The following is an 18,111-nucleotide window of genomic DNA, read 5'->3' as shown; positions in this document are numbered from 1 at the left end:
CATGACCACGACCTCAGCCTCCTACGACCGCTCCTCCGCCACCCGGTTCCCGGTCGCGGTGGACTCCGCCCTGCGCACCGCCGGCTGGGAACCCGGCCGCTGGGACATCAAACAGGCCGAGTACTGGGCCGACGCCCTGCGCGACCACACCACCCCGGCAGGGCACCGCCACACCGTCTTCCCCGCGGCCGTCGAAGCCTGGGCGGAGTTCGGCGGGCTCACCGTCACCGCCGCCGGCCCGGGCCGCCAGATAGCGCCGACCCCGGTCCGGATCGACCCGCTGACCGGCCTGCACCTGGCCCGCACCTTCGCCGACCTGGGCCGCGCCCTGTCCACCCTGCTCTGCCCGCTGGGCGTCGAGGCCGACGGGGGCTCCCACCTGGCCGTCGACAGCGAGGGCCGCGTCTACGGCATCGACCACACCGGCGACTGGTACCTCGGCTCCAGCGTCGACGAAGCCCTCACCCTCCTGCTGACCGGCCTCCAGCCGACCCGCCTCACGACGGGTTAGGCCGCCCCGGGCCGGCAGCCGCCGGGCAGGACCGCCGAGACGCGGAAGCCGCCCGCGTCCGTCGGCCCGGAGACGAACACCCCGCCGAGGCCGAGCACCCGCTCCCGCATGCCGAGCAGCCCGTTGCCCCCGCTCGGCAGGCCCGCGCCGTCCGCCCCGGCGTCGCAGGGCCCGTTCTCGACCTGCATCGCCACCTCCCCGTCCCGGTGCGCGAGGCGCACCACCACCCGGGCCCCCGGGGCGTGCTTGTGGCAGTTCGTGAGAGCCTCCTGGACCACCCGGTAGGCGGTCTGCTCCACCTCCGCCGCGTAGGCGGCCCGCTCCCCCTGCACCACCATGTCGACGGCCATCCCCGCGGCCCGCGACTGCCCCAGCAGCGTCTCCAGCTCGGCCAGCGAAGGCCCGTCCTCGAAGCTCCCGAAGAGGGCGGCGGTGACGGCCGGGGCCGCCGCGGCGGTCACTGCGGCACCACCCGGTCCGCGCGATCCGCCCGCTCCACCCGGTCCGCCGTGTCCGCCCGGTCCGCCCGCACGGACACCCGCACCGGGCTTCGGGGCCTGCGCCCGCAGCACCCCGAGCATCTCGCGCAGCTCCGTCAGCGCCTGCCGGCCCATGTCCCCGACCAGCGCCGCGTTCCTCGCGGCCCGCGCCGGGTCCTTGAGCGCCACCGCCTCCAAGGCGGCCGCGTGCACCACCATCAGCGACACCCGGTGCGCCACCACGTCGTGCATGTCCCGGGCGATGCGGGTGCGCTCCTCGGTCCGGGCCCACTCGGCCCGCTCCTCCGCCCGGTCGGCGAGCAGCGACAGCTCCCGCTCCAGGGAGTCCGCGCGCTCGCGCAGGCTCTCCATCAGCCGGCGCCGCGCGCCCAGATACAGGCCGAGCAGCACCGGCGGCACGGTCAGCGCCACCGCCACGAACGCGGACAGCACGACCACCAGCATCGTGTCCGCCTCGACGTCCCCGCGGGTGCGCAGGTACATCACCACGAAGGTCGCGACCAGAGACATCGAGGTCAGGGTGGCGGTGATCCGCCGGGGCACGTCGGAGGAGGCCAGCGTGTACAGCCCCACCACCCCGAGGAGGAACCCCATCGCGGCCGGCGCCACGGCGATCCCCACCAGCACCACGGCGATCGGCCAGCGCCTGCGCAACACCAGCACCGAGCCCACCAGCAGCCCGAACAGCACCCCGGCCGCGGTGGGCACCCCCGCCTCGCGGGCGAAGGCAACCCCCTCCCACGCACACTCCAGGGCCGAGACCCCGGCCAGCCCCACATCCCCCACGGCATCACGGCGCCGCGCCCACCACCAGGGCGGCCGGACGCCGCCTTGCACTTCCCCCGTACCGGTCATGCCGCCCAGCGTACGCAGCGCCCCCCGGGCGGTGCCGCCGGTAATTCCCGCAAACCCCGGGGAGCGCACGGCGCATTGCCGTCGCTTCCGGGGCGCATGGTGCGGCATAGTAGGGGCGTCCGGTCGGACGGCGGAGAACGATGCCCACCGTCGGCTGGGCCGCCATCCCCTGTGGTGTAATTGGCAGCACTGAGGCTTTTGGTGCCTTATGTCCGGGTTCGAGTCCTGGCGGGGGAGCTTTCACACGTTCGGGTCCTGACCTTCGGTCGGGACCCGCGTTCGTTGAGGGGCCTTGAGCCCCCGGTATCCTTCGTGCGTCCACCCCCGAAGCCGAAGGGCCCACCCGTGAGCGCCAACCGCCCGGCAGCCGTCGTCGTACTCGCAGCGGGTGAAGGCACCCGCATGAAGTCGGCCACCCCCAAGGTCCTGCACGAGATCTGCGGGCGCTCGCTCGTCGGTCACGTGGTCGCCGCCTCCCGCGAGCTGGACCCCGCCCACCTGGTCGTGGTCGTCGGGCATGCCCGCGAGCAGGTGACCGCGCACCTCTCCGCCGTCGACGCCGAGGTCCGCACCGCCGTCCAGTACGAGCAGAACGGCACCGGCCACGCCGTGCGGATGGCCCTCGAAGAGCTCGGCGGCCCGCTCGACGGCACCGTGATCGTCGTCTGCGGCGACACCCCGCTGCTCACCGGCGACACCCTGCGCGAGCTCGCCCGGACGCACGAGGCCGACGGCAACGCCGTGACCGTGCTGACCGCCGAGGTGCCGGACTCCACCGGCTACGGCCGCATCGTGCGCGACGCGGGCGGGGCCGTGACGGCCATCGTCGAGCACAAGGACGCCAGCGACGGCCAGCGCGCGATCCGCGAGATCAACTCCGGCGTCTTCGCCTTCGACGGGACGCTGCTCGCCGACGCCCTCGGCAAGGTGCGCACCGACAACAGCCAGGGCGAGGAGTACCTCACCGACGTCCTCGGCATCCTCCGCGAGGCCGGCCACCGCGTCGGCGCGGCCGTGGGCAGCGACCACCGGCAGATCCTCGGCATCAACAACCGCGTCCAGCTCGCGGAGGCCCGCGCCCTGCTGAACGCGCGCCTCCTGGAGCAGGCCATGCTCGCCGGGGTGACCGTGGTGGACCCGGCGAGCACCTTCGTGGACGTCACCGTCACCTTCGGCCAGGACGCCCTGGTCCATCCCGGCACTCAGCTGCTCGGCGCCACCCACGTGGCCGAGGGCGCCGAGGTCGGCCCGAACTCCCGCCTGAAGGACACCCGTGTGGGCGCGGGCGCCCGGGTGGACAACACCGTGGCGGACGGCGCCGTGATCGGCGAGGCCGCGACCGTCGGCCCGTTCGCGTACCTGCGCCCGGGCACGGACCTCGGGCCGAAGGCGAAGGCCGGCACCTACGTGGAGATGAAGAACGCGAGGATCGGCGAGGGCACCAAGGTGCCCCACCTGTCCTACGTGGGCGACGCGACGATCGGCGAGTACACGAACATCGGCGCCGCGAGCGTCTTCGTGAACTACGACGGCGAGCACAAGCACCACACGACCGTCGGCTCACACTGCAAGACGGGGTCGGACAACATGTTTGTGGCGCCCGTCACCATCGGCGACGGGGCGTACACGGCCGCCGGATCGGTGATCACCAAGGATGTGCCCCCCGGCGCCCTGGCCGTGGCCCGCGGCCAGCAGCGCAATATCGAGGGCTGGGTGGCCCGCAAGCGTCCCGGAAGCGCCGCCGCGACGGCAGCCCAGTCGGTGGTCCCGGTGGACTCCGACGGCCGTTGAGGTGAACTGACCGGAAACAGGTACGTCCGGGACGGCGTACCGTGATAGGTGCACGCAATTCGGCTGGCTCACCGTGTGCGGGACGGACGCACATGGGGGCGAGCAGCTTTCCACACGTCTGAGGAGACAGTGCTGTGACCGGGATCAAGACGACCGGCGAGAAGAAGCTGATGCTCTTCTCCGGCCGCGCCCACCCCGAGCTGGCCGAGGAGGTCGCACACCAGCTGGGAGTCGGCCTCGTGCCGACCAAGGCTTTCGACTTCGCGAACGGCGAGATCTACGTCCGCTTCCAGGAGTCGGCTCGCGGCGCGGACTGCTTCCTGATCCAGAGCCACACGGCTCCGATCAACAAGTGGATCATGGAGCAGCTGATCATGATCGACGCGCTCAAGCGCGCGTCGGCTCGCTCCATCACCGTGATCGTCCCCTCCTACGGGTACGCCCGCCAGGACAAGAAGCACAAGGGCCGCGAGCCGATCTCGGCCCGCCTGGTCGCCGACCTGCTGAAGACCGCGGGTGCGGACCGCATCCTGACGGTCGACCTGCACACGGACCAGATCCAGGGCTTCTTCGACGGCCCGGTGGACCACCTCTCGGCCCTGTCGGTCCTCGCGGACTACGTCGGCGCCAAGGTGGACCGGACCAAGCTGACGATCGTCTCCCCCGACGCCGGCCGCGTGCGCGTCGCCGACCGCTGGTGCGACCGCCTGGACGCGCCGCTGGCGATCGTCCACAAGCGCCGTGACAAGGACGTCGCCAATCAGGTCACCGTCCACGAGGTCGTGGGCGAGGTCCGGGGCCGTGTCTGCGTCCTGGTCGACGACATGATCGACACCGGTGGCACCATCTGCGCCGCGGCCGACGCGCTGTTCGCGCACGGGGCCGAGGACGTCATCGTGACGGCCACGCACGGCATCCTGTCGGGTCCGGCCGCCGACCGCCTGAAGAACTCCAAGGTCAGCGAGTTCGTGTTCACGAACACCCTGCCGGACCCGTCCGACCTGGAGCTCGACAAGATCACCGTGCTGTCCATCGCCCCGATGGTCGCGCGCGCGGTGCGCGAGGTCTTCGAGGACGGTTCGGTGACCAGCCTCTTCGAGGAGCAGCAGTAACCGCTCCGCGGTAGATCCTTTTGGTGCGGCCTCCCCCGCCGGGTACACTCCATGAGTTGCTCGGCGAGGGAGGCCGCACCTGTTTTCCGGTGCGGATGCTCCGTTATCGACGCGCTCTTCGTAGCAGGCCGTTTCGGCCGGGTGACTGTCGTCCATTTCCGTCACCCCACGAGGAGTGAGCATGTCCGAGGTCAAGCTTTCCGCCAAGATCCGTGACACCTTCGGCAAGGGCTCTGCCCGTCAGGCCCGTCGCGACGCCCTGACCCCCGCTGTCATCTACGGCCACGGCACCGACCCGAAGCACGTCAACGTCGACGCCCACGCCCTGCAGCTGGCGCTCCGCACCCCGAACGTCCTGATCTCCCTGGACCTCGGCGACGCCGGCTCCGAGTTGGTCATCCCGAAGGCCGTGCAGAAGCACCCGCTGAAGCGCTCGATCTCGCACGTCGACTTCCTGATCGTCAAGAAGGGCGAGAAGGTTACCGTCGACGTCGCGATCGTCACCGAGGGCGAGCTGGCCGCCGGCGGCAACATGCTGGAGACCCTCCAGAACACCGTCTCCGTCGAGGCCGAGGCCACCCACATCCCGACCGAGGTCACCGTCTCCATCGCGGGCCTCGAGGCCGGCGCCACCATCCACGCCAAGGACCTGGTCCTCCCGAAGGGCACCACCCTGGCCGTCGACGGCGACATCGCCGTCCTCCAGGTCGTCGCCCCGCAGGCCGAGGAGCCGGCCGCCGACGCCGAGGCCGAGGGCACCGAGGCCTGAGCCTCGCTCCCCTTCCTCAGCAGTTGCTGACCGACCGCCGTCCGGCTCCACTGGAGCGGGACGGCGGTCGTCCTCGTACAAGGAGCTCTTGATGTCGGACGACGCGGCACCCTGGCTGATCGTCGGCCTCGGCAACCCGGGACCGGAGTACGCGGGGAACCGCCACAACATCGGGTTCATGGTGGCCGACCTGCTCGCGGAGCGGATCCGCGGGAAGTTCAAGGCGCACAAGGCCCGGGCCCAGGTGGTCGAGGGCCGCCTGGGGCCGCCCGGGCCGGCGAACCGCCGGGTGGTGCTGGCCAAGCCCATGACGTACATGAACCTGTCGGGCGGCCCGGTGACCGCGCTGCGCGACTTCTACAAGGTGCCGCTGGAACGGGTCGTCGCGGTCCACGACGAGCTGGACATCGACTATCCGACGCTGCGCCTGAAGCTGGGCGGCGGGGACAACGGCCACAACGGGCTGAAGTCCATGACGAAGTCGATGGGCGCCGACTACCACCGGGTGCGCTGCGGCATCGGCCGTCCGCCGGGGCGGATGCAGGTGGCGGACTTCGTCCTGAAGGACTTCTCCTCCGCGGAGCGCAAGGAGCTGGACTGGTTCGTGGACCGGGCGGCCGATGCGGTGGAGTGCCTGGTCCAGGAGGGCCTGGAGCGCGCCCAGTCGTCGTACAACTCCTGACCGGCCGTACGACTCCCGACCGGCCGGCGTCGGACCCTGTGCCCGGGGCCCGGACACGGGGAAGCCCCCGCACCTGGCCGGTGCGGGGGCTTCCCGGTGTCCGGGTCCGGGCGGGGCCGGGTCAGCCGGTGTTGCGCAGGCCGGCGGCCACACCGTTGACGGTGAGCAGCAGGGCGCGGGCGAGCAGCGGGTCGGGCTCCTCCCCGCGGGCGGCGGCGGCCCGCTGGCGGGCCAGCAGGGAGACCTGGAGGTAGGAGATGGGGTCCAGGTAGGCATCGCGCACGGAGAAGGTCTGCTGGAGCACCGGGTGGGAGTCCAGCAGCTTCTCGCCGCCGGTGATCCGCAGGACCTCGCGGACGGTCAGCTCGTGCTCGGCCTCGATGCGCGCGAAGACGTGCTTGAGGTCCTGCGGTACGAGCGTGTCCACGTAGTGGCGGGCGATCCGCAGGTCGGTCTTGGCCAGTGTCATCTCGACGTTGGACAGGAAGTTGCGGAAGAAGTGCCAGCGCTCGCCCATCTCCGTCAGGACGTCCTCCTGGCCGGCCTCGCGCAGGGCCTTGAGGCCCGAGCCGACGCCGTACCAGCCGGGCACGATCTGGCGGGACTGCGTCCAGCCGAAGACCCACGGGATCGCGCGGAGCCCGTCGAGGCCCGCACCCGAGTCGGGGCGGCGCGAGGGCCGCGAGCCCAGGTGCAGGTCGGCGAGCTGGTCGACGGGGGTGGCGGCGAAGAAGTACGCGGGCAGGTCCGGGTCTTCGACCAGCGCGCGGTACGCGCCGTGCGCGGCGTCGGACACGGTGTCCATGGCCGCGTCCCAGCGGGCGAGGGCGTCGTCGGACTGGCGGGGCGCGGTGTGCAGGGCGGAGGCCTGCAGGGTGGCGGCGACGGTCAGTTCGAGGTTCTCCCGGGCGAGCGAGGGGACCAGGTACTTGTCGGAGATGACCTCGCCCTGCTCGGTGACCTTGATCTCGCCTTCCAGCGTGCCCCAGGGCTGGGCGAGGATCGCGTCGTGCGAGGGGCCGCCGCCGCGGCCGACGGTGCCGCCCCGGCCGTGGAAGAGGCGCAGGCGCACCCCGTAGCGGTGGGCGACGTCGCGCAGTCGGCGCTGGGCCCGGTGGATCTCCCACTGGGAGGTGGTGATGCCGCCGAACTTGCTGGAGTCGGAGTAGCCGAGCATGACCTCCTGGACGTCCCCGCGCAGGGAGACCAGGCGCCGGTAGGAGGGGTCGGCGAGCATCTCGTCGAGGATGACGTCGGCGGCGCGGAGCTCGTCGGTGGTCTCCAGCAGCGGCACGATGCCGATCTTGGCCCAGCCCGCGTGGAGGTCGATCAGGCCGGCCTCGCGCGCCAGGACCGCGGCGGCGAAGACGTCGTCGGCGCCCTGGCACATCGAGATGATGTAGGACTCGATGACCTCGGGGCCGAACTTCTCGAAGGCGTCCTTGACGGCGAAGAAGACACCGAGGGTCTTGTGGCCGGCGGCGTCCAGCGGGGCGGGCGTGGGGGCCAGCGGACGGCGGGAGCGCAGCTCCTTGGCGAGCAGCTTGCCGCGGTAGTCGCGGGGCATGTCGGCGTAGCGCCAGGACTCCTCGCCGAGCCGGTCGAAGAGCTGCCCGAGGGCGTGGTGGTGGGCGTCCGCGTGTTCACGGACGTCCATGGTGGCGAGCTGCAGGCCGAAGGCGGCCAGGGTGCGGATGGTGCGGTCCATGCGGCCGTCGGCGAAGAGCGCGCCGCGGTGCTCGCGCAGGGAGGTCTGGATGAGGGTGAGGTCGGCCAGCAGCTCGGCGGTGCCGAGGTAGTCGCGGCCCTCCTCGTGCGGGATGCCGCGGGCGAGGCGCTCGCGGGTGTTGAGGAGCTTCTGCCGGATGCAGGTGGCCTTGAGGCGGTACGGCTCCTCGGCGTTCAGCCGCTTGTAGCGCGGGCTGATCTCGGGGAGGCGTTCCAGGTCGGCCTGGAGGGAGGACAGGAGTTCCTCGGTGGCGCCGGTGTAGCGGATGGAGTTCGACAGCAGTCCGCGCAGGAAGTCGACGAGTTCGAGGGCGTCGGTGATGCCGTGCTCGTGCTGGAGGATCAGGACGTCGCGGGTGACCTCGGGCGTGACGTTGGGGTTGCCGTCGCGGTCGCCGCCGATCCAGGTGCCGAAGGTCAGCGGGCGGGTGCCCGCGGGGAGCTCCACGCCGACGCGCTGCAGCTCGGCCGCGAGGTCCTCCAGTACGTCCCCGACGGCGCCGGCGTGCAGCTCGTCGAGGTAGTAGATGGCGTTGCGGGCCTCGTCGGCGGGCTCGGGGCGGACCACGCGCAGCTCGTCGGTCTGCCAGACGAGGTCGATGTTCTCGGCGAGGCGCAGGTCGTGGCGGCGGCGGTCGCCGGCCCCGGTGACGGGCTCCTCCAGCAGGGCGGCGATGCGGCGCAGCTTGTTGAGGACGCTGCGGCGGGCCGCTTCGGTGGGGTGCGCGGTGAAGACGGGGCGCACGTTGAGGTTGCGGACCGTCTCGCGCAGGTGCTCGGGGTCGGCGTCCTTGAGCATGTCCGCGGTGCGGGCGAGGAGCCCGCCCTCGGCGGCGCGGTGGGCGCGCAGCTCCTTGCCGCGGTGCACCTGCTCGGTGACGTTGGCGAGGTGGAAGTAGGTGGAGAAGGCCCGTACGAGCTTGGCGGCCGTCTCGAGGTCGGTGTCACCGAGCAGTTCGGCGGCGGCCTCCCCGTCGGTGCGGGTGAGGGCACGGACGCGTTCGACGAGGTCGAGGAGGTCCTGGCCCTCCTGGCGTACGAGCGTTTCGCCGAGGAGGTCACCGAGGCGGCGGATGTCCGCGCGCAGCTCTGCGTTGGCGTGGTCGGCCGGGGTGACGGGGGCCTGGCCCCGGGGGGCCTGGTCAGCACTGCTCACAGGTGCGGCTCCTTGCAGTGTTCGAGCGCTACTGGGCTGTGGGCTCCTGGGCGCGCGCGGCGTCGCCTCCCCCAGACTCCGTCTGGGAGGGGCCCCCGCCTGAAGCGCAGCTCGGGCTGCCCGTGCGGACCGCGCTGTCCGACGACAACAGGATAGGTGTCCGATCCGTGTGCCTGGGCAAATGTGTCACCAGGTGGTCGCGAACGGCTCGCGGCCGCCCGGTGCCGCCCGCGTGGCGCGCCCCGGTGCGGTGTCGGACCGGGCGCGCTCCTCTTGCCCCCGTCCCCGCCTTTGCCATACTTACGATGCCGTAGGTTACGGGTCCGTAGGGTCTGTGACCCTGGTTCCCCCCGGTTCCTGCCGGGGGCGCCCCCGCCGACTTCTCACCCCCCAGGGGAACCCTCATGACCACCAGCCCCGATCTGGTCGAGGACGCGTCCGCGCCCTCTTCCCGTACCGAAGGCGCAGCGCCCGCGCCGTCCGCGACGCTGGGCGGCGAGAACAAGCGCTCCGTCGAGCAGATCGCCCTCCTGCTGTTCATCACCGTTCCCTTCCTGGCCCTGCTGGCGGCGATTCCGCTGGCCTGGGGCTGGGGGGTCAGCTGGCTCGACCTCGGCCTGATGGTCTTCATGTACTTCCTGGCCTGCCACGGGATCACCATCGGCTTCCACCGCTACTTCACGCACGGCTCCTTCAAGGCGAAGCGGCCCCTGCGGATCGCCCTGGCCGTCATGGGGTCCATGGCCGTCGAGGGTCCGCTGGTGCGCTGGGTGGCCGACCACCGCAAGCACCACAAGTTCTCGGACCACGAGGGGGACCCGCACTCGCCGTGGCGGTTCGGCGAGTCGCTGCCGGCGCTGATGAAGGGCCTGTGGTGGGCGCACATCGGCTGGCTCTTCGACGAGGAGCAGACCGATCAGCAGAAGTACGCGCCGGACCTGATCAAGGACCCGGCGATCCGGCGGATCTCGCGTGACTTCATCTTCTGGACCATGTTCTCCCTGGCGATCCCGCCGCTGGTCGGCGGCCTGGTCACGATGTCCTGGTGGGGCGCGTTCACGGCGTTCTTCTGGGGCTCCCTGGTGCGCGTGGCGCTGCTGCACCACGTGACGTGGTCGATCAACTCGATCTGCCATGCGGTGGGCAAGCGGCCCTTCAAGTCCCGGGACCGCTCCGGCAACGTGTGGTGGCTCGCGGTGCTGTCCTGCGGGGAGTCCTGGCACAACCTGCACCACGCCGACCCGACCTCGGCGCGGCACGGTGTGCTGCGCGGCCAGGTCGACTCCAGCGCCCGGCTGATCCGCTGGTTCGAACAGGCGGGCTGGGCCACGGACGTGCGGTGGCCTTCCGAGGCCCGCATCGATGCCCGCCGCAGGGAAAACGACGCGAACCCGGCATGATGGGGGGCGTGGCGATCGACGGCAGCACTTCCAGCAGCGACAAGCCCCGGCGTGGCCGCCGGGTCCGGATGACGGGTGCGGAGCGCCGTCAGCAACTGCTGGACATCGGCCGTGCCCTCTTCGCGGAGAAGGGTTTCGAAGGCACGTCGGTGGAGGAGATCGCGGCGAAGGCCGGGGTGTCCAAGCCGGTGGTCTACGAGCACTTCGGCGGCAAGGAGGGCCTGTACGCGGTCGTGGTGGACCGGGAGATGCGCCAGCTCCTCGACGGGGTGACGGGGGCGCTGACCGCCGGGCACCCGCGGGAGCTGCTGGAGCAGGCCGCCTTCGCGCTGCTGGACTACATCGAGTCCTATACGGACGGCTTCCGGATCCTGGTGCGCGATTCCCCGGTCGCCCAGTCCACGGGCACCTTCGCCTCGCTGATCAGCGATATCGCCACCCAGGTGGAGGACATCCTGGGCCTGGAGTTCAAGGCCCGGGGCTTCGACCCGAAGCTGGCCCCGCTGTACGCGCAGGCGCTGGTGGGGATGGTGGCGCTGACCGGGCAGTGGTGGCTGGACGTCCGCCGCCCGAAGAAGGCGGAGGTCGCGGCGCACCTGGTGAACCTGGCCTGGCACGGTCTGGACGGCCTGGAGTCGAAGCCCCAGCTGGTGGGCCGCCGCAAGAGCTGAGCGGCCCCCGCGGTATGACGGCGCCCCGCCACCGGTCCTCCGGTGGCGGGGCGCCGTCGTGGGTCCACCGGGCGGCGGGTCCCCCGGGCGGCCGGTCCGTCAGGCGGCGGGTCCGGGGCCGTACGGCTCGGGGCCGTGCGGCTCCAGGAACTCCAGCCGGTTGCCGACGGGGTCCTTGCAGTGGAAGCGGCGGTGGCCCGGCAGCCTGTCGTCCCAGACCACCTCCGCCCCGCACTCCCGGAGTCTGTCCGCGTACGCCTCGATGCCGGTCACCCGCAGTCCCGGGTGCGCGGTGCGGGCCGGGCGGAAGTCCTCCTCCACGCCGAGGTGCAGCTGTACGGGTCCGGCCGCGAACCAGCAGCCCCCGCGGGCGGCGAGCACGGGCGGTTTGGGTACCTCGGCCATGCCGAGGACCTGCGTGTAGAAGGCGCGCAGCCGGTCCTCCGTACCCGGTGGCGCCGCGAGCTGGACGTGGTCCAGGGCGGTGAACACGCTCAGGCCTCCTTGCGGGCGACGGCGAAGATGCGGCGGAAGGGGAAGACGGTGCCGCGCGGGCCGGCGGGGTAGACCGCACGGAGCCGGTCGCGGTACTCGGTGAGGAAGGCGTCCACGGCGTCCTTGTCGTCGCCGAGGGCGGTCAGGACGGGCCGCAGCGCGGTGCCCTTGACCCAGTCGAGGACCGGGTCGGGTCCCTGGAGGAGCTGGTGGTAGGTGGTCTCCCACACTTCGGTGGCGCAGCCGAGCTCGGTGAGGCGTGCCAGGTACTCGGCGGGCTCCAGCAGGTGGGTGTAGCGGGCGCCGTGCCCGGCCAGCCGGGAGCGCCAGCGCGGGGCGTCGCACAGTTCGGCGAGCAGCGCGTGGCTGGGCGCGGTGAAGTTCCCGGGGATCTGGAAGGCGAACGTCCCCCCGGGGCGGAGCCCGTGGATCCAGGGGGCGAAGGAGCCGGGGTGGCTGGGGACCCATTGCAGGGCGGCGTTGGAGACGATCAGGTCGTACGGCTCCTCGGGGAGCCAGCCGGCCAGGTCTCCGGGCCGGAAGTCGAGGCTGCCGCCGCCGGCGGTGGGGCCCGCGTACTCCTCGGTCGCGCGGTGGAGCATCTCCGGGGAGAGGTCGAAGCCGGTGATCACGGCCTCGGGCCAGCGTCCGGCGAGCAGGGCCGTGACGTTGCCGGGGCCGCAGCCGAGGTCGGCGATACGGGCGGGACGGGTGGGGAGTTCGGGTATCCGGGTCAGGAGATCGAGGAAGGGGCGCGTGCGGTGGCCTGCGTGCCGCAGGTACTGCTGGGGGTCCCAGGTGGGTGCGCACGGGTCGGAGGGGACACGGGCCACGGGGATGTTGGCCTGGGCAGTATCGGAATGCATGTTCGAGCCTCCTTGCTGGCGGGGCGGTCGGAAGCGGAAGCCGTTTCAGCCCCCTCCATGCCCCATGGTCGCTTCATTTATATCTTGATGTCAAGATTCTTGGGAGCGAGATACTTGTGATGAAGAGACTTCATATCGACAGACCCCTTACACTGATCGGCATGGAGGACGAGGTCGACCGACTGGTCGCGGCATGGCGGCGGGAACGCCCTGACCTCGACGTGGAACCGCTCGAAGTGCTCAGCCGCGTCAGCAGGCTGGCACGCCACCTCGACCGGGCGCGCAGGCTGGCCTTCTCCGAGCACGGCCTGGAGCCCTGGGAGTTCGACGTCCTGACCTCGCTGCGCCGCGCGGGTGCCCCGTACCAGCTCTCCCCGGGCCAGTTGCTGACGCAGACCCTGGTCACCTCGGGCACCATGACCAACCGCATCGACCGGCTGGCCAAGAAGGGCCTCGTCGAACGGCTCCCGGACCCCAGTGACCGGCGCGGAGTCCTGGTCCGGCTGAGCGCCGAGGGGCGCGACCGCGCCGACCAGGCCCTGGCCGGGCTGCTGGCCCAGGAGCGGGCGATCCTCGCCCGGCTCTCGCAGAGCCAGCGCGGCGATCTCGCGGCCCTGCTACGCCGGTTGACCGCTCCGTTCGACAACATCCCCGGCTAGGTCCGCCGGCCGCACCCCGGCCCGCCGGGCCAGCGCGACGGCGGCCAGGGTGGAGTGCACGCCCAGCTTGCCCAGCACGTTCTGCATGTGGGTGCGGACCGTGTGCGGGGACAGGAACAGCCGGGCCGCCACGTCCTTGCGGCCCAGCCCCGCCACCATGCAGCGCAGCACCTCGTGTTCGCGCGGGGTCAGCGACTCCACCAGCCGTTCGCTGTCCGTCCGGTGCTTGCGGGCCGCGGTCAGCTCCCGCAGCACGCCCGTCAGCAGCGCGGGCGGCAGGTGCGTCTCCTCCCGCAGCACGCCGCGGACCACGGCCAGCAGCCGCGACAGCGAGCAGTCCTTGGCCACCCAGCCCGAGGCCCCGGCCTGGAGGGCGAGGGCGGCCCGGCGCGGGTCGTCGCGCTCGGCGAGGACCACCGTGCGCACGCCGGGATGGGACACCCGCACCCCGGCGACCAGCGCGATCCCGTCCGAGGAGGGCGGCGGCGGGCCTGCCTCCCGCTGGGCGGGCAGGGCGGCGGCGCCGAGGTCGGCGTCGACCAGGAGCACGTCGAAGCGGCGGCCCTCGGCCACCGCGCGTTCGAGGCAGCGCAGGGCGGCGGGGCCGCTGCCCGCCGCGGACACGTCGACGTCCGGCTCGGCCGCGAGCGCGGCGGCGAGCGATTCGGCGAAGATGCGGTGATCGTCGACGACGAGAACCCGGATACGGACCACAGAACCCCCAAGGGTCGGGGAAACGGACGACGGCGGGAACGGAGTCCGGACCGGGTGATCCGCAGCCGCCGCGGCCGCCGCCGTGACACCCCTGCTCTACCCCGGAGCGGACTCCGTACCCGACGGTCTCGACCCCTGAATCAACACCGGCCCCCACCGGTGTCACGCATCAGCGTAGGCCCGGATGCGGGCGGCAGTTGGCCGAATAGCAGAAGTTTTCCCGGGGATTTTCCGGTGCGCCCGCTCCGAACGGCCGTCGCGATGGCCTGAATTCACCGTTCCGCCGGGCCGGATGACGGCATCCCGGCCGGCGTGTGCCACGGGCAGGTGCACGGGGGGCATTTCACCCGGCGTGTGCACGCCGGGCGCCCGCGCACAGCGCCCGCCCTCGGCGCACGTCCCGCACGCACACGCCCCCCGCGCCGGTCGGCACGGGGGGCGGGCGGTGCAACGGACGGTCCGGGCGGGCCCGGGCGGGCCCGCGGGGCTCAGGAGGTGTGCGTACGCGCGAAGTTCCAGGCGTCCGTGATGATCCCGGTGAGGCCCGAGCGGCTCGGGGTCCAGCCGAGGCGCTCGTGCGCCGTGCGCGCCGAGGCGACCAGGACCGCGGGGTCGCCGGCCCGGCGCGGGGCGACCACCTCGGGGATCTCCCGGCCGGTGACCTTGCGGACCGTCTCGATGACCTCCCGGACCGAGAACCCGCTGCCGTTGCCCAGGTTGCAGACGAGGTGCTCGCCCTCGGCGGCCACCCGCAGCGCGTCCAGGTGCGCCTCCGCCAGGTCCGCGACGTGGATGTAGTCGCGCACGCAGGTGCCGTCGGGGGTCGGGTAGTCCTCGCCGAAGACCGAGATGGCCTCCCGCTTGCCCTGGGCCACCTGGAGGACCAGCGGGATGAGGTGGCTCTCCGGGTCGTGGCGCTCGCCGAACTCCTTGTACGAGCCCGCCACGTTGAAGTAGCGCAGCGAGACCGCCGCCAGGCCGTGCGCGGCGCACATCGCGGCGATCATGTGGTCCACGGCCAGCTTGGTGGCGCCGTACGGATTGGTCGGGGCGGTCACCGAGGCCTCGGTGAGCAGGCCTTCGCCCGGTTCGCCGTAGGTGGCGGCGGTCGAGGAGAACACCAGCCTGCGCACGCCCGCGTCCCGCATGGCGGTCAGCAGGGCGAGGGAGCCGCCGACGTTGTTCTCCCAGTACTTGGCCGGGTCGGCCACCGACTCCCCCACCTGGGAGGAGGCGGCGAAGTGCAGGACGGCGTCGTAGGAGCCGTCCAGGTGGCGGGCGGCGTCCTGGACCCGGCCCTCGATGAACTCGGCGCCCGCCGGGACGCCGGCGCGGAAGCCGGTGCTCAGGTCGTCCAGGACGGTGACCCGGTGGCCGGCCTCCAGCAGGTGGGCGGCCACCACGCTGCCGACGTAACCGGCTCCACCGGTGACCAGGCACTTGAGGACCGGCGTGTCTTGGATCGGCGTGTCGTTCACTCGCCTACTGCCTCTCAGGAAGGTACGCACGCGGGTACATCCACATGCCGCCCCTTGGCTTACCCGATTCCGCGCCCACGGGGAAATCGGGAGCCCTTTCCCCTCGTCAGCCGGCCGGACCCGGGAAGGGCGGATCCGGAACCGCCCGGTCCAGCAGGCCGGTGCGGGCGGCCAGTGCGGCGGCCTCCAGGCGGGAGCCCACGCCCAGCTTCATCAGCACCCGCTGCACGTGGGTGCGGGCCGTGCTGGGCGCGATCTCCATGCCCGCGGCGATCAGCCGGGTGTCCTCGCCCTCGGCGACCCGGACCAGCACCTCCACCTCGCGCGGGGTGAGCAGCCGCAGCAGCCTGCTGCCCTCGTCATCAGGCTGCGCGGACGGGTTCAGGAGCTCGGCGAAGGCGCTCTGGAGCAGTTGCGGGGCGATCGCCACCTCACCGGCCCGGGCCTTGGCCAGCGCCCGCTCCACGCCCTCGATCCGCTCGTCGTGGCGTACGTACCCGCCGGCGCCCGAGGCGAAGGCGGCGGCGATCCCGCGCGGGTTGGGCACCGGGCCGAGGACCACCACGGCGATCTGCGGCCGCTCCCGCTTGATCCGCACGACGGGCTCGAAGACCCCGGGGTCGGCCGGGGAAGCGGTGCCGAAGAGGCAGACCTCGGGGGCCCGGCTGATGACCAGCTCGGCGGAGCCCGCGGCAGGGGCGGTCGCGGCCAGCACCCGGTGGCCCCGCAGTTTCAGGGCCGAGGCGAGCGCCTCGGCCAGCAGCCGGTGCTCGTCGACCACCACGACCCGTACGCCCATTGGGCACCCCACCCCCACCCTTCTGCCCCGGCAAGCTACACGCTTGTTCGACGGCGCGCCGTCGATACCGCGCAGAAGCCCCCGGAAGGGCGGACCTTCCGGGGGCTCCTGGCGGACGTCGGGCGGGCGGGTCAGCTCGCCGTGTACGAGACGAACAGGTACTCGGGGTCGGGTTCGCCGGCGCTGCCGTACGGCTTGCGCGCGTACCAGCGGGCGATGAAGAACTTCCCGTTGTGGTAGCGGTACTCGGCGCCCGTGGGCGTGACCCGGGTCTCCGCGCGCTGGCTGGTCTTGTCCCCCGGGTTCTCCATGAGGAGGGTCTCCTTCATGGTGTTCCCGTCGATGCTGACGATCTGGCCGCCCTTGTCGTACGGCGGGATCTTGTAGGCGATGACGTTCGACCCGTCCATGCGCAGCGGCATCACCTTGTAGCGCTCGCCGGCCGGCGCGGCCTCGTTCGTCTGCTTGCCGGTCTCCAGGTCGAAGGAGAGCAGCTCGTTGGTGCGGGCGCCGCTGGTGTCCTGGCCCTGGTGCTCGTACGAGGGCACGTACACCTTGCCGTTGCCGACCACCATGTTCATGCACTGCTCGACCTCGGTGGCCGGGCACTGGGGGTTGAAGTTCCCGGAGGCCAGCGAGATGCGGGACTTCAGCTGGCCGCCGTCGTCGAGGACGAAGAGGTCGCTGACGCCGGTGGCGTTCTTCGCGGTCTTGCCGACGTCGGCCGCGACGATCAGCGGCTTGGTGGAGATGATCCCGGCCCATTCGATGCCCGGGGAGAGCTTGTACGAGGACTTGGGCGCGCCCGAGGCCGGGTCGAGGGACTGGGCGTAGAGGGTCTGGTTGGGGCTGCGGCCGCACTTGCGGAGCACGGCGAGGGCTTCGCCGCCGGCGTAGCCGAGGTCGTAGCAGCCCTCGTTGTCGACCTTGGGCTGCCACAGGTTCTTGCCGTCGGCCAGGTTCCAGGCGCCGCCGCCGGAGAGGCCGCCCGCGGCGACCGTCTGGCCGCTGACGGTGACCTCGGAGAAGGTGACGTTCTTGTCGCCGCCGGTGGCCGACTTGGCGGGCGAGGACCACAGGAGCTTGCCGGCCTCCAGGTCGATGACGCCGACCTGGGTGCAGGGCTGGTACTTCTTCTCGGCGCTCGGCATGCCCTCCTCGAAGAGGATGGCCGTCTTGTTCTCGCTGATGTGCTTGGTCGCGCCGCAGAGCTGGGCCGGGAGCGGGATCTCCCACTTCTTGCCGCCGTCGACGAGGTTGTAGCCGACGACCTTGGCCACGTCCCCCTTCACGTACGTGGTGTCGGTCAGCCAGGAGCCCTTGACCGTGACCTGCTCCTCGGGGGTCGGCAGGGGAACGTTGACGAGGGTCTTCGACTTGGGGTTGGCCGGGACCTTCTCGGTGCCGCCCGCGCCCGCCTTGGGCTTGTCGCCGTCCGAGGAGCCGCTGGGGCCGCCGTCCGCCGTGGGCTGCGTACCGCCGCCGCCGCTGTCACCGGAGACGTACCAGAAGCCCCCGCCGACGATGAGGACCATGGCGAGCAGGGCCGCGCCGACGATCATCAGCTGGGTGCGCTTGTCGTTGCCGCCGGCGCCGCCCGGGGAGCCGGTCGCCTGCAGGGGCGTGGTCGGCGCGCCGAACGGACCGGGGGCGCCGGGCTGCTGCGGGTAGCCGTAGCCGGGCTGGGTCTGCGGGTAGCCGTACGCGGGCTGCGTCGGGGCGCCCGGGGGCTGATGCGGGGGCGGCGGGGTCGCGGGTGCCTGCTGCGGGGGCGGCGGGGTCGCCGGCGGCTGCTGCGGGGGCGGCGGGGTCGCCGGGGCCTGCTGCGGGGGCGGCGGCACGGGCGCGCCGAAACCGCCTGCGGGCGGCGGGGCGCCGTAGCCGCCGGGCGGCGGCTGGTGGGGGGGCGGCGGGGTGCTCATCGG

Annotated in this window: 16 protein-coding genes and 1 tRNA gene; 9 read left to right on the top strand and 8 right to left on the bottom strand. The window is 72.4% G+C overall.

Features of this window, described 5'->3' with window-relative positions; translation table 11 throughout:
• Window position 1 precedes the first annotated feature (1 nt).
• Complete coding sequence (locus ACLJTM_RS29825; protein ID WP_411106867.1) at window positions 2-511, top strand: SUKH-3 domain-containing protein; 510 nt, start codon at window positions 2-4, stop codon at window positions 509-511.
• On the opposite strand, the gene ACLJTM_RS29820 is transcribed toward ACLJTM_RS29825, so the two are convergent.
• The gene (locus tag ACLJTM_RS29820; protein ID WP_411106866.1) at window positions 508-1,866 is read right to left on the bottom strand and encodes a histidine kinase; all 1,359 of its coding nucleotides are present in this window, start codon (window positions 1,864-1,866) and stop codon (window positions 508-510) included. The two genes, ACLJTM_RS29825 and ACLJTM_RS29820, sit on opposite strands and share 4 nt — an antisense overlap.
• A gap of 165 nt (window positions 1,867-2,031) precedes the next feature.
• On the opposite strand from ACLJTM_RS29820, the gene ACLJTM_RS29815 reads away from it, so the two are divergent.
• From ACLJTM_RS29815 to pth, 5 genes are all read left to right on the top strand, one after another.
• Window positions 2,032-2,103 (top strand) — tRNA-Gln (locus ACLJTM_RS29815).
• 108 nt (window positions 2,104-2,211) lie between these two features.
• Window positions 2,212-3,657 carry a bifunctional UDP-N-acetylglucosamine diphosphorylase/glucosamine-1-phosphate N-acetyltransferase GlmU gene (gene glmU / locus ACLJTM_RS29810; protein ID WP_411106865.1) on the top strand — a complete coding sequence of 482 codons (1,446 nt, stop codon included), beginning with the start codon at window positions 2,212-2,214 and terminating at the stop codon, window positions 3,655-3,657.
• A 134-nt stretch (window positions 3,658-3,791) separates the two neighbouring features.
• Complete coding sequence (locus ACLJTM_RS29805; RefSeq protein ID WP_362877663.1) at window positions 3,792-4,769, top strand: ribose-phosphate diphosphokinase; 978 nt, start codon at window positions 3,792-3,794, stop codon at window positions 4,767-4,769.
• Between the two features lie 181 nt (window positions 4,770-4,950).
• Window positions 4,951-5,538 (top strand): 50S ribosomal protein L25/general stress protein Ctc, encoded by a 588-nt coding sequence (locus ACLJTM_RS29800; RefSeq protein WP_411106864.1) that lies wholly within the window; start codon window positions 4,951-4,953, stop codon window positions 5,536-5,538.
• A gap of 91 nt (window positions 5,539-5,629) precedes the next feature.
• Window positions 5,630-6,220, top strand: a complete 591-nt coding sequence (gene pth, locus ACLJTM_RS29795; RefSeq protein WP_411106863.1) for an aminoacyl-tRNA hydrolase — start codon at window positions 5,630-5,632, stop codon at window positions 6,218-6,220.
• A gap of 121 nt (window positions 6,221-6,341) precedes the next feature.
• Here pth and ppc read toward each other — a convergent pair whose 3' ends face one another.
• A complete protein-coding gene (gene ppc / locus ACLJTM_RS29790; RefSeq protein ID WP_411106862.1) occupies window positions 6,342-9,104 on the bottom strand; it encodes a phosphoenolpyruvate carboxylase in 2,763 nt (920 codons plus the stop codon).
• 404 nt (window positions 9,105-9,508) lie between these two features.
• Between ppc and ACLJTM_RS29785 the strand changes: the two genes are divergently transcribed.
• Window positions 9,509-10,504, top strand: coding sequence for an acyl-CoA desaturase (locus ACLJTM_RS29785; protein WP_411106861.1), 996 nt, complete (start codon window positions 9,509-9,511; stop codon window positions 10,502-10,504).
• Window positions 10,501-11,175 carry a TetR family transcriptional regulator gene (locus ACLJTM_RS29780; protein ID WP_411106860.1) on the top strand — a complete coding sequence of 225 codons (675 nt, stop codon included), beginning with the start codon at window positions 10,501-10,503 and terminating at the stop codon, window positions 11,173-11,175. The genes ACLJTM_RS29785 and ACLJTM_RS29780 overlap by 4 nt, the downstream gene beginning before the upstream one ends.
• A 99-nt stretch (window positions 11,176-11,274) precedes the next feature.
• On the opposite strand, the gene ACLJTM_RS29775 is transcribed toward ACLJTM_RS29780, so the two are convergent.
• Window positions 11,275-11,667, bottom strand: a complete 393-nt coding sequence (locus tag ACLJTM_RS29775) for a VOC family protein (protein ID WP_411106859.1) — start codon at window positions 11,665-11,667, stop codon at window positions 11,275-11,277.
• A 2-nt stretch (window positions 11,668-11,669) separates the two neighbouring features.
• Window positions 11,670-12,536: a trans-aconitate 2-methyltransferase gene (locus tag ACLJTM_RS29770; RefSeq protein WP_411106858.1), complete on the bottom strand. Its 867-nt coding sequence runs from the start codon at window positions 12,534-12,536 to the stop codon at window positions 11,670-11,672.
• Window positions 12,537-12,697: 161 nt separating this feature from the next.
• Between ACLJTM_RS29770 and ACLJTM_RS29765 the strand changes: the two genes are divergently transcribed.
• A complete protein-coding gene (locus ACLJTM_RS29765) occupies window positions 12,698-13,195 on the top strand; it encodes a MarR family winged helix-turn-helix transcriptional regulator (RefSeq protein ID WP_411106857.1) in 498 nt (165 codons plus the stop codon).
• On the opposite strand, the gene ACLJTM_RS29760 is transcribed toward ACLJTM_RS29765, so the two are convergent.
• The 4 genes from ACLJTM_RS29760 to ACLJTM_RS29745 form a co-directional block, all read right to left on the bottom strand.
• Window positions 13,154-13,909: a LuxR C-terminal-related transcriptional regulator gene (locus ACLJTM_RS29760; protein WP_411106856.1), complete on the bottom strand. Its 756-nt coding sequence runs from the start codon at window positions 13,907-13,909 to the stop codon at window positions 13,154-13,156. The two genes, ACLJTM_RS29765 and ACLJTM_RS29760, sit on opposite strands and share 42 nt — an antisense overlap.
• Before the next feature lie 488 nt (window positions 13,910-14,397).
• The gene (gene galE, locus ACLJTM_RS29755; RefSeq protein ID WP_411106855.1) at window positions 14,398-15,387 is read right to left on the bottom strand and encodes a UDP-glucose 4-epimerase GalE; all 990 of its coding nucleotides are present in this window, start codon (window positions 15,385-15,387) and stop codon (window positions 14,398-14,400) included.
• Window positions 15,388-15,493: 106 nt separating this feature from the next.
• Window positions 15,494-16,186, bottom strand: coding sequence for a response regulator transcription factor (locus tag ACLJTM_RS29750; protein WP_411106854.1), 693 nt, complete (start codon window positions 16,184-16,186; stop codon window positions 15,494-15,496).
• Between the two features lie 131 nt (window positions 16,187-16,317).
• Window positions 16,318-18,108 carry a PQQ-binding-like beta-propeller repeat protein gene (locus ACLJTM_RS29745; RefSeq protein ID WP_411106853.1) on the bottom strand — a complete coding sequence of 597 codons (1,791 nt, stop codon included), beginning with the start codon at window positions 18,106-18,108 and terminating at the stop codon, window positions 16,318-16,320.
• Window positions 18,109-18,111: the final 3 nt, after the last annotated feature.

The sequence above is a fragment of the Streptomyces sp. cmx-4-9 genome, assembly GCF_046548835.1.
GTDB lineage: Bacteria > Actinomycetota > Actinomycetes > Streptomycetales > Streptomycetaceae > Streptomyces.
Note: the sequence above shows the minus strand (reverse complement) of the source record. Positions and strands in the feature narration are given on the sequence as shown.